At 43.0% G+C, this 14,808-nt stretch carries 12 protein-coding genes; all 12 read left to right on the top strand.

Going from position 1 to position 14,808, the window contains the following annotated elements; translation table 11 throughout:
* Positions 1-12 precede the first annotated feature (12 nt).
* The 12 genes from ACZ5NG_RS09575 (at position 13) to ACZ5NG_RS09520 (ending at position 14,770) form a co-directional block, all read left to right on the top strand.
* Positions 13-822: a 4Fe-4S dicluster domain-containing protein gene (locus tag ACZ5NG_RS09575; protein WP_464251588.1), complete on the top strand. Its 810-nt coding sequence runs from the start codon at positions 13-15 to the stop codon at positions 820-822.
* 22 nt (positions 823-844) lie between these two features.
* Complete coding sequence (gene nrfD, locus ACZ5NG_RS09570) at positions 845-1,969, top strand: NrfD/PsrC family molybdoenzyme membrane anchor subunit (RefSeq protein WP_464251587.1); 1,125 nt, start codon at positions 845-847, stop codon at positions 1,967-1,969.
* Between the two features lie 414 nt (positions 1,970-2,383).
* Positions 2,384-2,599 (top strand): twin-arginine translocase TatA/TatE family subunit, encoded by a 216-nt coding sequence (tatA, locus tag ACZ5NG_RS09565; RefSeq protein ID WP_464251586.1) that lies wholly within the window; start codon positions 2,384-2,386, stop codon positions 2,597-2,599.
* A gap of 139 nt (positions 2,600-2,738) precedes the next feature.
* Positions 2,739-4,286, top strand: coding sequence for a [FeFe] hydrogenase, group A (locus ACZ5NG_RS09560; protein WP_464251585.1), 1,548 nt, complete (start codon positions 2,739-2,741; stop codon positions 4,284-4,286).
* Positions 4,287-4,314: 28 nt separating this feature from the next.
* A complete protein-coding gene (locus tag ACZ5NG_RS09555) occupies positions 4,315-5,097 on the top strand; it encodes a 4Fe-4S dicluster domain-containing protein (protein ID WP_464251584.1) in 783 nt (260 codons plus the stop codon).
* 90 nt (positions 5,098-5,187) lie between these two features.
* Positions 5,188-6,294 carry an NrfD/PsrC family molybdoenzyme membrane anchor subunit gene (gene nrfD, locus ACZ5NG_RS09550; protein WP_464253147.1) on the top strand — a complete coding sequence of 369 codons (1,107 nt, stop codon included), beginning with the start codon at positions 5,188-5,190 and terminating at the stop codon, positions 6,292-6,294.
* Positions 6,295-6,821: 527 nt separating this feature from the next.
* Positions 6,822-9,863, top strand: coding sequence for a formate dehydrogenase-N subunit alpha (fdnG, locus tag ACZ5NG_RS09545; RefSeq protein WP_464251583.1), 3,042 nt, complete (start codon positions 6,822-6,824; stop codon positions 9,861-9,863).
* Positions 9,864-9,866: 3 nt separating this feature from the next.
* Entirely contained in the window at positions 9,867-10,673 is an 807-nt protein-coding gene (locus ACZ5NG_RS09540) for a 4Fe-4S dicluster domain-containing protein (RefSeq protein WP_464251582.1), read from the top strand.
* A gap of 44 nt (positions 10,674-10,717) precedes the next feature.
* Positions 10,718-11,851 (top strand): NrfD/PsrC family molybdoenzyme membrane anchor subunit, encoded by a 1,134-nt coding sequence (gene nrfD / locus ACZ5NG_RS09535; protein ID WP_464251581.1) that lies wholly within the window; start codon positions 10,718-10,720, stop codon positions 11,849-11,851.
* A 32-nt stretch (positions 11,852-11,883) separates the two neighbouring features.
* Positions 11,884-12,702, top strand: a complete 819-nt coding sequence (locus tag ACZ5NG_RS09530) for a formate dehydrogenase accessory protein FdhE (protein WP_464251580.1) — start codon at positions 11,884-11,886, stop codon at positions 12,700-12,702.
* Between the two features lie 39 nt (positions 12,703-12,741).
* Positions 12,742-13,518: a twin-arginine translocase subunit TatC gene (gene tatC / locus ACZ5NG_RS09525; protein ID WP_464251579.1), complete on the top strand. Its 777-nt coding sequence runs from the start codon at positions 12,742-12,744 to the stop codon at positions 13,516-13,518.
* A gap of 178 nt (positions 13,519-13,696) precedes the next feature.
* Positions 13,697-14,770: a transglutaminase-like domain-containing protein gene (locus ACZ5NG_RS09520; protein ID WP_464251578.1), complete on the top strand. Its 1,074-nt coding sequence runs from the start codon at positions 13,697-13,699 to the stop codon at positions 14,768-14,770.
* Positions 14,771-14,808: the final 38 nt, after the last annotated feature.

Below are 14,808 nucleotides of genomic sequence, written 5' to 3'. Positions count from 1 at the left end.
GAGGTGTAGGCAGTGACTAAAGCCGTTCTTGTTGATATAACCAGATGTACGGGCTGTAAAGCGTGTCAGACGGCCTGTAAACAGTGGAACGATTTACCCGCTGAAATTCCTGATTTTGACAACAGCCTGACTTTTCCGGCGGAAACAAACGGTAATACCTATACCACGGTAAGACACCGCGTTGCGAAAAAAAATAACAGAGAAGTTTTGCGTTTTGCTAAAAGCCAGTGCTTCCACTGCTTGGAGCCGGCCTGTGCTTCTGCTTGTTTTGCTAAAGCGTTCCAAAAGACGGCAGAAGGACCGGTGGTTTATTATAAACATCTTTGCGTTGGCTGTCGTTATTGCATGATTGCCTGCCCGTTCGATATGCCGAAATATGAGTGGGATGAGGTTTTTCCGGCAGTGGCCAAATGTCAGTTTTGTTTTGATCCCAAAGGAGTGTATGATCGCCTCGGTCACGGGCAGAAACCGGCCTGTGTAGACACCTGCCCAAATGAGACCATGCTTTTTGGTGAACGGGAAGAATTGCTTAAAGAAGCGAGAAGACGTATTAACAGTGATGACAAGTATATTAAGCATATTTACGGAGAAAAAGAAGCCGGTGGAACCAATTGGCTTTATATATCTGACGTGCCTTTTGAACAACTTGGCTTCCGCACTGATGTAACTGAACGACCGCTTCCCGAGTACAGCCACGATTTCTTGAAATACACACCGGTGATCATTGCTGCCTGGGGTGGTTTGTTGACGTTGATGTACAATTACACCAAGCGGCGCAGCAAAGTGGCTAATGAAAATAAGAAAAATAACGATATGCAATAACAACTAATCGGGAGGTTAGAAAATGTCAGCTCAAAAATGGAGTTTTAAAATAACTCCCACCAGAATAATATTAGCTGCCTTAGCCGGATTAGCCGCTGTTTTAGCCATCTACCGCTTGGTAGTGGGCTTAGGGCCGACTACCAATCTAAATGATCATTGGCCGTGGGGCCTGTGGATTGGCTTTGACGTGTTGTGCGGTGTGGCTCTGGCCGGCGGAGGTTATAGTACGGCGCTAATTGTTCATATTTTGCACCGTGAGCAGTTTAATTCGATAGCTCGCAGCGCGATGCTTACATCACTTTTAGGCTATCTTTTGGTTATGGCCGGCTTGTTTTTAGATATCGGTCAATGGTTTAACTTCTGGCGCCCCTTTGTATCTTGGGGCTACCATTCCGTGCTGTTTGAAGTATTTTGGTGTGTATCTATTTATACTACCGTTCAAGTACTTGAATTTGGCGAAATTGTTACCGAGCGAGTGGCTAAACCATGGCATAAATTTTTCAAAAAAATTATGCCGGTCTTGTTAGTTGTCGGTGTGCTTTTACCGACAATGCACCAATCTTCACTGGGCGGCCTCTATTTAATTGAGGTTGGTAAGCTGCATCCCCTGTGGTGGTCACCCTTTATTCCGCTGTTTTTCTTTATGTCATCGTTTTTTGTGGGACCGGCAATGATAGCGGTGGAAACATCATTAGCAGGCAGAGCATTTAATCATTGGGTAGATTTAAGAGTACTGCGCAGTTTAGCCCGCATTGGCGGCTCAATAATGATTATTTACCTTGGCTTAAAGGTTATTGATTTGATTAACCGGGGTGCGTTTAAATATGTCTTTGCCGGCGGGCTGGAGTCGACAATGTTTCTGTTGGAAATTTTTATCGGCGTCATTATTCCGTTGGTTATTGTCTTTGGTCCCTGGGGTAAAACCAGAAAAGGGATTGTTACTTATGGGGCACTGACTGCCATTGGTGTGCTTATGAATCGGTTAAATGTTGTAATTACCGGCATGATTAATTACTATGGACCGGGATATTTTCCCCATTGGATGGAGTTGGCGGTTAGTATCGGTTTGGTAGCAGGCGGCGTACTGGCATACTGCTTTATTGTTGAAAACTTTAATATTTTAGGGCATAGCGAGGAACATGCTTAAAGCTGGGAAAAGGCGGACGAACAGTCCGCCTTTTTCTTTATAAAAATTAGAGAAATACAGGTTTGAAATTATGCTTTTATATCTATGTACAATCTTATTTATAGCTTATCCGGTATATTAGGTAAGTAATGTTAATATATGTTATAATGATGTAGGGGAAAATATCATTATGATGCTTTTATTGGAGTTATAAAATTTGTTGAACAGCGGCAGGATTTTACCAGACTGAGTAGAAATAAACAATACGGGAGCGTAGAATCTTAAATTTCTCAAAATTTTAAAAATGGATTTTTACAAAAGCCGTTTTAGAAAAATAATAAAACTTATTGCGCTTGCAAAATAAATTCATGTGTTACTGTTGAGCCAAGGTTTACCGAGGCTTCAGCATATAAGATCGAAGGGAGATGCTACTTAATGTTTGGTTCAGGACTTTTGCAGCCAACACATCTAATTCTAATTTTGGTTATAGTTTTGATTATCTTTGGCCCCGGTAAACTGCCAGACGTGGGCAAAGCTTTGGGGAAATCGATCAAGGAATTTAAAAGTGCTACTAAAGATGAAAAGTCAAAAGCAAAGGATAATGTTATCGAGGCTAAGGCAGAAGAAGAAAAAACTAAAAATGAAAATTAAGGTTTATACCCATTGGCCGAATACGGCCAATGGGTTTTAAGGAGTACAATTTAAAGAATAACACAAATATTCTTTAAATGCAGCAAGTTATTAAAAATAATTGTACTCCGCAAATAAAAAGTAGTAAGGAGGAAGGCAAATGGAAAACCAAAAGGCACAGCAGAAAAGAGAAATGACCAGGCGCGGCTTCCTAAAGCTTTTTGGAAGCATGGGTTTGGTCGGTGCCACTGCTACTTTGGCTGGCTGCTCTGGGGAGCCGCTTGGCGGGACAGGTTGGATTCCACAGCAGTATCAAGTAGCTGCCAGTAAGTACCCGACACAAGTACGCGGGCGGGTACCTATTGATCCTACGAACCCGTCAATTGTCAGAGATGATGAAAAGTGCATCCTGTGCGGTCAATGCTTAGAGGTTTGCGAAAGAGTACAGACAGTATTTGGTTACTTCGAGCTTCCGGTATTTGATGAAGTTATTTGCGTAAACTGCGGTCAGTGTACATTGTGGTGCCCAACTGCTGCCATTACTGAACGCGATGACACACAAAAGGTACTTAAAGCCATTGAAGATCCTGAAATGGTGGTAGTGGTGCAAACAGCGCCGGCAACTCGGGTAAACATCGGTGAGGAGTTTGGCATGGCACCCGGTACATTTGCTGAAGGTCAGCAGGTAGCTGCCCTGAAAGCCCTCGGTTTTGACTACGTATTTGACACTAACTTTACAGCAGACCTGACCATTATGGAAGAAGGTACCGAGTTAATTAATCGGATAACCGGTAAAAGCGATGCTCCGCTGCCTCAATTCACATCTTGCAGTCCTGGTTGGGTTAAGTTCTGTGAATATTATTATCCGGATTTAATTCCTCACTTGTCTTCCGCTAAATCACCACAACAGATGTTTGGTGCTGTTATTAAAACTTATTTTGCAAAGCAAAAGAATATTGACCCGCGGAAGATCTTATCTGTTTCGATTATGCCATGTACAGCTAAGAAATTTGAATGCCAGCGTCCGGAATTTAACGCAGCAGGCAAGTACAATCAAGTACCTGACATGCGTGATGTTGACGTAGTTCTTACAGTGCGTGAATTAGCCAGGATGATTAAGGCTAAGGGCATTGATTTGGCCTCTCTGCCCGAAGAAAAATACGATCAATTTGACGGTAGCGGTGCCGGATTGATTTTTGGCGCTACCGGCGGCGTGATGGAAGCGGCAGTTCGCACAGCATATTTTGTGCTCACTCAACAAGATGTTCCTGAAGGATTACTTAACCTCACACCGGTACGGGGCTTAGAAGGAATTAAAGAAGCTACACTGCCGATTCCCGGTGTAGGAGATTTGAAAGTGGCAGTTTGTCACGGACTGGGTAATGCCCGGGTATTGATGGAAGCTGTTCGCAAAGGTGAATCACCGTATCACTTTATTGAAATTATGTGCTGTCCCGGCGGTTGTATTTCCGGCGGTGGAACGCCGCGTACTGCTGTACCTCCGGCTGATGAAGTGCGTCAAGCGCGTATAGATAGCATTTATAAAGGTGACAGAGCTTTGAAATTGCGTCTCAGTCATGAAAACCCTGAGATATTGAAAATTTACAATGAATTCTTAGAAAAACCCTTGAGTCATTTAGCACACGAGTTGCTGCATACCACTTATACTCCGCGCGGTGATAAACTGAAGGCTAAAAAGTTGACCTAATTCGCATTGATTCGGGAGGTGAAATTAAATGAGTAAGGCTGTATTGATTGATATCACAAAGTGTGTTGGTTGCGGCAGTTGTACCGTTGCTTGCAAAATGTGGAATGATTTAAAATTTGATAAAAATGACCCGGCTCTTGCCGTAGAACCTAGGTTGAGTGATAACAACTGGACAACCGTCAGTATAAATCCGGTTAAAAAGGATGAGAAACCCGTTTTGCGCTTTGTCAAGCAGCAATGTTTACACTGCGTTGATCCTGCTTGCGCTTCTGCTTGTTTTGCCAGGGCTTTCCAAAAAACACCGGAAGGACCGGTTGTTTACTATCCAAGCCTGTGCGTAGGTTGCCGTTATTGCATGCTGGCTTGTCCGTTCGATATTCCCAAATACGAGTGGGATAAACCCTTCCCGGTAGTACAAAAATGTCAAATGTGCTCAACAAAGGTTGCTGCCGGTGAAGCTCCTTCCTGCGTCAGTGTTTGTCCGACAAACGTTATGAAGTTTGGCGAACGTGAAGAGTTACTGGCTGAAGCGCGGGCAATAATTGAAAGTGACGATAGATATGTGAAGCATATTTATGGTGAAAAAGAAGCCGGTGGCACATCCTGGTTTTATATTTCAGACGTACCGTTTGAACAACTCGGATTCAATACCAAGGTACCTACCGTACCAATGAGTGGATACAGTCATGGATTCCTAAAGTATACCCCATATGTAATTGTTGGCTGGGGTGCGCTTTTAACCGGGCTGTATATCTATACCAAACGCCGCAATGAAATTGCCAAAGAAGAAAACAAAGACGTACCCATGTAGAAAGTCAACTAAATGAACTAATTTTTTTTAATTAGTTAATTAAAGGGGGTTTATGAAGTGGCGGCTACAACACAAAGATGGAGTTTCAGAATGACTCCTGTAAGATTCGTGTTGCTTCTTTTGGCCGGTTTAGCAGCTGTATTGGCTGTATACCGTTTAGTCGTAGGCATTGGACCGGCAACTAACCTGAACGACCAATGGCCCTGGGGCTGGTGGATTGGTTTTGACGTACTCTGCGGTGTTGCTTTAGCCGGTGGTGGTTACAGTACCGCATTAATTGTTCATATTTTGCATCGCAATCAATTTAATGCTGTTGCCCGCAGTGCCATGCTCACATCATTACTGGGCTATATCTTAGTGTTAGTCGGTTTGTTCCTTGATATTGGTAAATGGTTCAACTTCTGGGTTCCCTTTGTATCTTGGGGTTACCATTCAGTGCTGTTTGAAGTTTTCTGGTGTGTTTCATTATATACACTGGTGCAAGTGCTGGAATTTGGGGAAATTGCAACTGAAAGAGTGGCCAAACCGTTACATGGTTTCTTTAAAGCAATTATGCCTGTATTGTTAATTGTCGGTGTGCTTTTGCCAACCATGCACCAATCATCCCTGGGTGGCTTATACCTAATTGAGTACGGCAAATTGCATCCACTGTGGTGGTCACCCTTTATCCCGCTGTTCTTTATGATGTCATCATTCTTTGTCGGCCCGGCTATGGTTTGTGTAGAAACTACGCTTGCCGGCAGAGCCTTTAATCACTGGATAGACGTTAAAGTACTGCGCAGCTTGGCCCGTATAGGCGGCGTTTTGATGATCATTTACCTGATTTGGCGGATTGTAGACTTAGTTAACCGGGGTGCTTGGGGATACGTATTTGCCGGTGGACTGGAATCTAATATGTTCCAAATAGAAATTGTATTAGGAGTTATTTTACCGCTGATCATTATTTTCAGTCCGATGAGCAAATCCCGGGCAGGCTTGTTTACCTATGGTATACTGACATCACTCGGTGTTGTATTAAACCGAATGAACGTAGTAATTACCGGTATGATCAATCATTACGGCTTTGGTTATATTCCGTCTTGGATCGAAATTATGGTTACCGTTGGTTTAATAGCTGGAGGCGTTTTGGTCTACTGCTTCATTGTTGAAAACTTTAATATTTTAGGTCACGAAGAAAATAAACCGGTACAACATTAAAAATAAGACGCCGTAGGATGCAACTGTGTCTACCGGTATTTATTAAATTAGCTTAAATATTCCCTTCTTTAGAAGGGAATATTTTTTTTTTGTCAAAGATAACTTATAAAGATAATGACTTTAATATAGCAATTTTTAATATTTTATCGCTTTTTGTCAAAAAATTTATTAACTGCTAATACATGCTGCTAAATTTATAATATAATTGTCTAGGGGAGGCTTTAACGAGTTTAATAATCTTTATTTTTTGAAAGTAATAATTTTTTATTAAATTAATAATTAACTAGTAATAGTTATTTTCTGTTTTAAAAAATTTCTATAAACCATTATTTGAGATTAATTGAAAGGGGGGATGAGTTGGGGGCAGGTGACTGATATTTTTGGGGCTGAAACTTTCTGATGAAGGTCAGCCCCGGAATCGATAGGGGAGTTTGAAAAAGAGAGAAAAGAGTTAAAACGACTGAAAACACAACAATTAAAGAACAGGCAAACTCCGGGATAGTGTCCAAAGGGGGTTAAATTTGAACATGAAAAAAATAAGCAGACGGGATTTTCTTAGGAACATAGGCTTGGGCACAGCCGGCTTAACTTTATTTGCCACCCCGGCTGTAGCTGCCCAGTCCTTTAACAACAGCAATTTAGCTACAAAACTTACTAAAGTAAAAGAAACCTACACAGTTTGCGCTTATTGCGGCTGTGGTTGCGGCATTTTACTTTACTCAACCGGAGATAAAATTGTCTTTGCCGAGGGTGATCCCGATCATCCCATTAACCAGGGAACTCTTTGTCCGAAAGGGAATGGCATTATTGACACTTATAACATAATTAATAAAGACGGTGAACGAATCATTAACCCCAGACGGGTTACAAAGCCGTTGTACCGTGCACCGGGAAGCACTAAGTGGGAAGAAAAAGATTGGGATTGGGTGCTTACCGAAGTAGCAAAGCGGATTAAAAAGACAAGAGATGAAACCTTCCAAAGAGTAGACGAAAACGGGGTTACCGTCAACCGAACAACTGCCATTAACACATTAGGCAGCGCATCACTGGACAACGAGGAAAACTATCTGCTGCATAAAATGTTTCGTGCTTTAGGCATTGTTAATATTGAGCACCATGCCCGCCTCTGACACTCGGCAACAGTGGTCGGTCTGGCCAACTCATTTGGACGCGGTGCAATGACAAATCACTTTGTTGATTACAAAAATTCCGACGTGTTCTTAATGATAGGCTCCAACTCGGCAGAAACTCACCCGCAGGCAATGCGCTGGATTGGCATAGCCAAAGCAACCAGAGGGGCGAAGCTGATTGTAGCCGATCCCAGATTGAGTAAATCTGCGGCTCATGCTGATATCCATGCCCCGTTGCGTCCGGGTACTGATATTCCGTTTTTGCTGGGAATTGTTAACTATGCTATTCAAAACAATTTATATCATAAAGAATATGTGGTAAATTATACCAATGCCAGTTACTTAGTTAACCCGGAATTTGACTTTAAAGACGGATTGTTCTCCGGAGCCGGCTTGAAAGACGGTAAATTTACCTATGATAAGAGTACCTGGCAGTATCAAACTGACGGCGAAACAATACTGAAAGATCCCACTTTGCAGGATCCAAATTGTGTATTCCAACTGTTGAAAAAACACGTCAGCCGCTATGATATTGACACTGTATCCCGCATTACGGGAGTACCGAAAGATATTTATCGCCAGGTTTGTGAAACCTATTGTTCAACCGGTGCACCTAATAAAGCCGGAAATATTATCTATGCTATGGGCATTACTCAGCATACTTACGGTACGCAAAACGTTAGAGCCATTGCCATATTGCAGCTGTTACTGGGCAACATTGGCGTGCCCGGCGGTGGCGTTAACGCTCAACGCGGCGAATCTAACGTGCAGGGCTCCACAGATTTAGCGATGTTAAGTCACCAGTTACCTGGTTATTTAGGTGTACCGACTGCTTCTAAACACAGAAACTTACAAGAATACCTTGAGGTAGAGACACCGAAAAGCGGTTATTGGAGTAATAAACCGAAGTTCTTAATTAGTTTGCTGAAGGCGTTTTATCGTGACAACGCTACTAAAGAAAATGACTTTTGCTTTGACTGGTTGCCAAAAGTTGATGATAAAAACCGTACCCACATGGGTATTTTCCAACAAATGGCTGAAGGTTATGTACAAGGCTTAATTGCCTGGGGACAAAACCCGGCGGTTGGTGGGCCTGCCGCGGCATTTGAACGGCGAGCGATGGAAAAACTGAAATGGCTGGTTGTGGTAGATTTATTCGAAACTGAAACAGCAGCCTTCTGGCATGCCCCCGATGTAGATCCGACCAAGATAGATACCGAATGTTTCTTATTACCGGCCGCCTTTTCATTTGAGAAAGAAGGCACCGTATCTAACAGCGGTCGTTGGGTGCAATGGCGTTACAAAGCTGTTGATCCTCCGGGTGAAGCTAAAAGTGACTTGTGGATTGCTTACGAATTATTTAAAGCAATTCGCAACGAATATAAAAAAGAAGGCGGAGAATTTCCTGATCCCATTTTGGGTATGTATTGGGATTATGAGCATCCACACGGTGAAGATGAACCGGATATTGAAAAAATTGCCATTGAAATCAACGGTTTTGTTGACGGTCAAGAAGACAAACCCTTATCCACATTTGCTGATTTGGCTGACGACGGTTCTACTGTGTGCGGTATGTGGATTTATACCGGTTACATGGCGATAGATCCGGAATTAAATGTTCCCAATTGTAAGCGCCGCAATACTGAAGACAGCGGAATTGGTACTTATCCAAAATGGTCATGGTGCTGGCCGATCAACAGAAGAATTTTATACAACCGTTGTTCCGCTGACATAAACGGCAAACCTTGGGATCCCGAGCGGGCGTTGTTTAAGTGGGACGGGACGAAATGGATTGCCCATGACGTATCGGACTTTGCTGCCAATAAGCCGCCACAGGAGACCGGTAAAGCGCCGTTTATTATGCAACCTGAAGGTGTTGGGCGCTTGTTTGCCAACGGACTTGCCGAAGGGCCGTTCCCTGAGCACTATGAACCGATGGAAAGCCCGGTGGAAAATATTATGTCATCACAGCAAAACAACCCCCTTGCCAAAGTGTTTAAGGGTGAATGGAGCAGATTGGCACAGGTTGGTGATGTTAAATACCCGTATGTGGCCACTACTTTCCGGCAAATTGAACACTATCAGAGCGGCGCGGTAACTCGTAACTGTCCGTCACTGGTAGAAATTGGGCCGTGGATGTGGGTATCAATTTCAGAAAGCTTGGCTAAAGAAAAAGGCATTCAACCGGGGGATGAAGTAATCGTAGAAACCGTTCGCGGAAGCATTAAAGCGAAGGCGTCGGTATTGCCGACAATTAAGCCGCTTATTATAAACGGCAAGAAGGTTGAGATAATTGGTATGCCTTGGCACTGGGGTTATCAAGGTTTGGCTACCGGTGCTACCGCTAACGATATTACTCCTGCTGTAGGCGATGCCAACTCAAGCATACCGGAGTACAAGGCATTCCTATGCAATATCAGAAAGGCTCAGGGGGTGTAAACATTGGCTAAAGGCGTATTAGTTGACATATCAAGATGTATGGGCTGCAAGGCTTGCCAAACAGCCTGCAAACAGTGGAATGATCTTCCGTCAAGTAGACCGGAATTTGATAATAATTTGGGGTTTCCGGCCAAAATGGACGGCTACACCTATACCACCGTACTGCATCGGGTTGCCAAGAAAGACGGAAAGGATACTTTAAGGTTTGCCAAACAGCAATGTTTGCACTGCTTGGAACCGGCTTGTGCCTCAGCTTGCTTTGCTAAAGCATTTTATAAAACACCGGAAGGTCCGGTTGTCTATAATCCGAATTTGTGTGTTGGCTGCCGTTACTGCATGCTGGCCTGTCCCTTCAAAATACCTAAGTATGAATGGGATAAGGTTTTCCCGTTGGTATCTAAATGTCAGTTTTGTTTTGATCCTGACGGCAAGTACGACCGTCTGGGACATGGCCAGGCTCCGGCATGTGTTGATACATGCCCGACCAATGCTTTGCAGTTTGGTGAACGTGATGAATTAATTAAAGAAGCTTGGCGGCGCATTGAGGAAAATCCTGCATATGTCAAGCGGGTTTACGGGGAGAAGGAAGTCGGAGGTACATCGTGGTTGTATATTTCCGATGTGCCATTTGAAACATTCGGTTTCCGTACTGACATTACCGAAACACCGCTACCCGAATATACACACAACTATTTGAAATATACACCTGCTATTATTGCTGCCTGGGGTGGCCTGCTTACATTAATGTATCTTTATACCAAGCGCCGGAATGACGTCGCCAAAGACCAAAACAAGAATTTTGGTGTATAGAGGAGCAGTCGGTTCTAATCTTCGGTTACTAGGGGGGATATATAATGGCGGCTCAAAAGTGGACATTTAAAATAACTCCGGTGCGGATAGTGATGATTGCATTGGCTTTATTAGCTGCCGGCCTTGCAGTCTACCGCTTAACCGCCGGATTGGGTGTAACAAACCTCAACGATGATTGGCCTTGGGGTTGGTGGATTGGCTTTGACGTGTTGGTAGGTGTTGCCCTGGCGGGTGGAGGTTACAGCACAGCTTTAATTGTGCACATTATGCATCGCAACCAGTTTCATTCCATTGCCCGCAGTGCGATGCTTACCTCACTGCTTGGTTATATACTGGTACTGGTTGGACTGTTTTTGGACATCGGACAATGGTTTAACTTCTGGCGCCCGTTCGTGTCATGGGGTTACCATTCAGTACTGTTTGAAGTTTTCTGGTGTGTCTCGCTGTACACTATGGTGCAAGTGCTGGAATTTGGGGAAATCGCCACTGAACGGGTTTTCACTAAATTTAATCCATTCTTTAAGAAAATTATGCCTGTTTTGCTGATTGTCGGTGTGCTTTTACCGACGATGCACCAGTCTTCACTGGGGGGCTTGTATTTAATTGAAGTAGGCAAACTGCACCCACTGTGGTGGTCACCCTTTATCCCGTTGTTCTTTATGATGTCGTCATTCTTTGTTGGCCCGGCTATGATTTGCATTGAAACAACCCTTGCCGGCAAGGCATTGAACCACCAGGTTGACATCAGAGTGTTGCGCAGTTTAACACGTATATCCGGTACATTAATGGTTATTTACTTGGCGTGGAAGGTAATTGACTTAATTAACCGTGGGGCTTTCGGATACGTGTTTGCCGGTGGGCTGGAATCAAATATGTTCTTGCTGGAAATGATCATTGGTGTTATTATACCGATAATCATGTGCTTTACTTCATACACTAAAACCAGAAGTGGTTTATTGGCCTTTGGTTTGTTTACAACAGCGGGCGTTATTATTAACAGGATGAACGTAGTATTTACCGGCATGTACAATGCCCTCGGTCCCGGATATTTCCCGTCTTGGATTGAGATTATGGTAACCGTGGGGCTGATTACCGGTGCCGCAATTGTTTATCTCTTTATAGCTGAAAACTTCAATATAATAGGCGAACATGAAGAACATGAAACCAAAGCTGCTTAATTTAAGCCGCAAAAAGGAAAGGAGCTGCTCTAATGGAGAAAGTAAAAACAGATGAAGGAAAAATGGCTAACTTTTATATGGATTTAGTAGATTTGGAAGAGAAGCTGCTCTCCATAGAGTGGAATGTACATCTTTCAGACGAAATTAAATCACAGTGGCTAGAGGGTAAACCAATACTCTCTCAAGTACAATTAAGTATTGAGCCAAAGCAGTTTTTAGAGGTAATGTTAGACGTGGTTCGGGCCTGCCTAAAATGGCAGCCCGGTCCACAGCTCCTTTCTGAGGAGATAATATCTTTACTCAACAACCTAAGTGAGCAAGAACTAACAGAGTTGGCAGATATCATTATTAAAGACAATGTTGCCCGGCAAAAACCATGGGCGGAAAAATTAAAGATATCTGAAGAAATGTTTGAGTTCTTGGCCCACAATGTAGCCAGGCTCTATCTGCGCAGCTATGCTAAAAATGCGGCAAGGCAGTTAGCTATTGATAAATGGTTAAAAGGGTACTGTCCGGTATGCGGTGAAAGCCCGGTGATGGCCAAGTTAACCGGCAAATATGGTAAACGCGTGCTGTACTGTGGTCGTTGCGAATCAGAATGGGGTTATTTGAGACTTGGCTGTCCGTTTTGCGGCAACCAAGACACCGACAAGTTATCCTTTATTACACCGGAGGATTATAAACAATATCGCCTATATCTATGTGAAAAATGTAAAAGCTATTTAAAAACAGTTGACGAACGTAAGTGTGGTGAAGTAGACTTGTTCTGTGAGGATCTTGCTACCTCTGACTTTGACAAGCTTGCCGCTGCCGAAGGATATCAACGTGGTGATAAAAGAGAACGTGCTTGATAGTTAATCGAAGGTTGTAGGCAGCGCATAAAGGGGGCGTTGACGATTTCACAGGACATAGATTCGCAAGATGTTGAAATGTCAATGGTAGAGCACCTTAAGGAACTAAGAAGGGTTATAATTATTTCCCTTGTTGCCACTTTTGTAGCAGCAATAGGCTGTTTAGTATTTTCTGATCCCATTCTGGAAATATTGTTAGATCCAATTACGGTAACGGGCAACCAGATTGTTTACATCAGCGTTACCGAAGCACTAATGACCAAAATCCAAATTGCATTTTTTCTTGGCTTTTTAGTGGCTCTACCGGTAGTTTTGTGGCAGTTTTGGGGGTTTATTATCCCGGCACTGCGCAAAATGGAGCGCGTCTACTTCACACTGTTTATTACCCTGTCTTATATTTTATTTATAGTCGGTATATTATTTGGGTTTTTTGGGGTTTATTATTTTGGAATTAAATTTTTACTTCAATTTGGCGGCTCTGAACTATTGCCGATGATCTCTATTGGCAGATATATTTCCTTTACCATTGTTTTTTTACTGCCCTTTGGCCTGGTGTTTGAACTGCCGCTGGCTGCCTTCTTTTTAGCAAAGTTAGGACTAATCAGTTATAAATTTGCTATCAGTAAGCGCAAATATGCATTACTTATTTCTGTAGTAATTTCGGCAGCGATTGTTCCAACGCCGGATCTTCTTACGCCGCTGATGATGGCTACTCCCATGTATTTGCTATATGAGTTAAGTGCGCAAATTATCAGGTTTGTTGAGTGGCGAGCGCGCAAGAAAAAAGAAAAGGAAGAAGCTGAAGAAACGGCTTAACGAATGATATGATAGAGAGTGCATTTCATCGCACTCTCTTTTTTCGCTATCAGGTATCTAAGGATACCTTTCTTGGAAACGTCCCGTAGTACTTTTACAAACTAATGGCAAAAGGATTTTGCCAATCGGTTGTTGAAGAAATTTTGACGCAAGTGCTTTTTATTTAAGGTGATTTGATATGAAAAAAATTGTTATTTTATTAATGCTATTCACCATTGCTATCATAAGCTGGATGAATTTTTCAGGGCCGTTGGAAGGTGTCCTGCAAAATTTAAAGCAAACTTTGCCGGTAGATAATGGGCAAAAACCGGCAGAAGTACAGGCAATTGATCTGCAACCGGAAATTGACTTAAGTTCCGGCAACCTAATTAACCGTGAATACCGGTGGTATTATGACAACCGGCTGTGGTCATGGAGTATTTACATTCATGAAGGCCACTACAATTACTTTAAAAATTTAAAGCGCCCGGCAACAAATGATTATTCAGTTTATGTAACCAATCCGATGGATGATCAGTATATAGCGGATTTGGTTAACAAGTTTAAAAAAGATGTGCAAAAATATGGCTATACTGAGCGGGAGACCGTCGAGTTTATCGTTTCATTTGTGCAAAGTTTGCAGTATGTGCCGGATGACCTGTCTACCGGTTATGATGAGTACCCCAAATACCCTTTAGAAACCTTAGTAGATCAGGGCGGAGATTGTGAGGACACCAGTATTTTACTGGCCTCACTGCTGCGTGAGATGGGTTATGGCGTTGTACTGATTGCTTTTCAAGATCATATGGGCGTAGGCGTCAAAGGGGATGGCAATTTGCCGGGATACTACTGGGAACATCAAGGCGAACGTTATTATTACGTGGAAACCACCGGCAAAGGTTGGCCGATTGGAGTTGTACCGGAACAATATCGAAACAGTAAAGCCATGGTTATAACTTTGGTATCCCGCCCGGTGCTCACCCATTCCTGGGAATCAGGGGGAACGGTAAATGATTACCACGTAAAGGTGTCAGTGCTAAATGAGGGAACTGCACCGGCTTACAATACCAAGGTATATGCTGCCTTTGATGCCGGTAACGGCATGGTTTATGACCAAAGACTTACTCAGCCGGTAGACATAATGCCGCAAACCAAACAAGTGTTTGACATTAAGCTTAACTATCCAATTAACTGTAAAACCCGCATATTGGTGAAGATAATCAGTAACGGTGTAATTGTTGATGAAAGCAGCTCGGAATGGCGGCAAATGTAGAAGAGTTGGTTAGCAGAATTAGTGAATATGGACATAAA

This window comes from Desulfovectis peckii (genome assembly GCF_055391705.1).
The sequence above is the reverse complement of the archived record's forward strand: the minus strand, read 5'-3'. Positions and strand labels throughout refer to the sequence as shown.

Coding starts and splice junctions, on each gene's coding strand:
- ACZ5NG_RS09560 (WP_464251585.1), top strand. CDS start 2,739: ATGGAAAACCAAAAGGCACAGCAGAAAAGAGAAATGACCAGGCGCGGC.
- ACZ5NG_RS09555 (WP_464251584.1), top strand. CDS start 4,315: ATGAGTAAGGCTGTATTGATTGATATCACAAAGTGTGTTGGTTGCGGC.
- ACZ5NG_RS09530 (WP_464251580.1), top strand. CDS start 11,884: ATGGAGAAAGTAAAAACAGATGAAGGAAAAATGGCTAACTTTTATATG.
- tatA (WP_464251586.1), top strand. CDS start 2,384: ATGTTTGGTTCAGGACTTTTGCAGCCAACACATCTAATTCTAATTTTG.
- nrfD (WP_464253147.1), top strand. CDS start 5,188: ATGACTCCTGTAAGATTCGTGTTGCTTCTTTTGGCCGGTTTAGCAGCT.
- nrfD (WP_464251581.1), top strand. CDS start 10,718: ATGGCGGCTCAAAAGTGGACATTTAAAATAACTCCGGTGCGGATAGTG.
- nrfD (WP_464251587.1), top strand. CDS start 845: ATGTCAGCTCAAAAATGGAGTTTTAAAATAACTCCCACCAGAATAATA.
- ACZ5NG_RS09520 (WP_464251578.1), top strand. CDS start 13,697: ATGAAAAAAATTGTTATTTTATTAATGCTATTCACCATTGCTATCATA.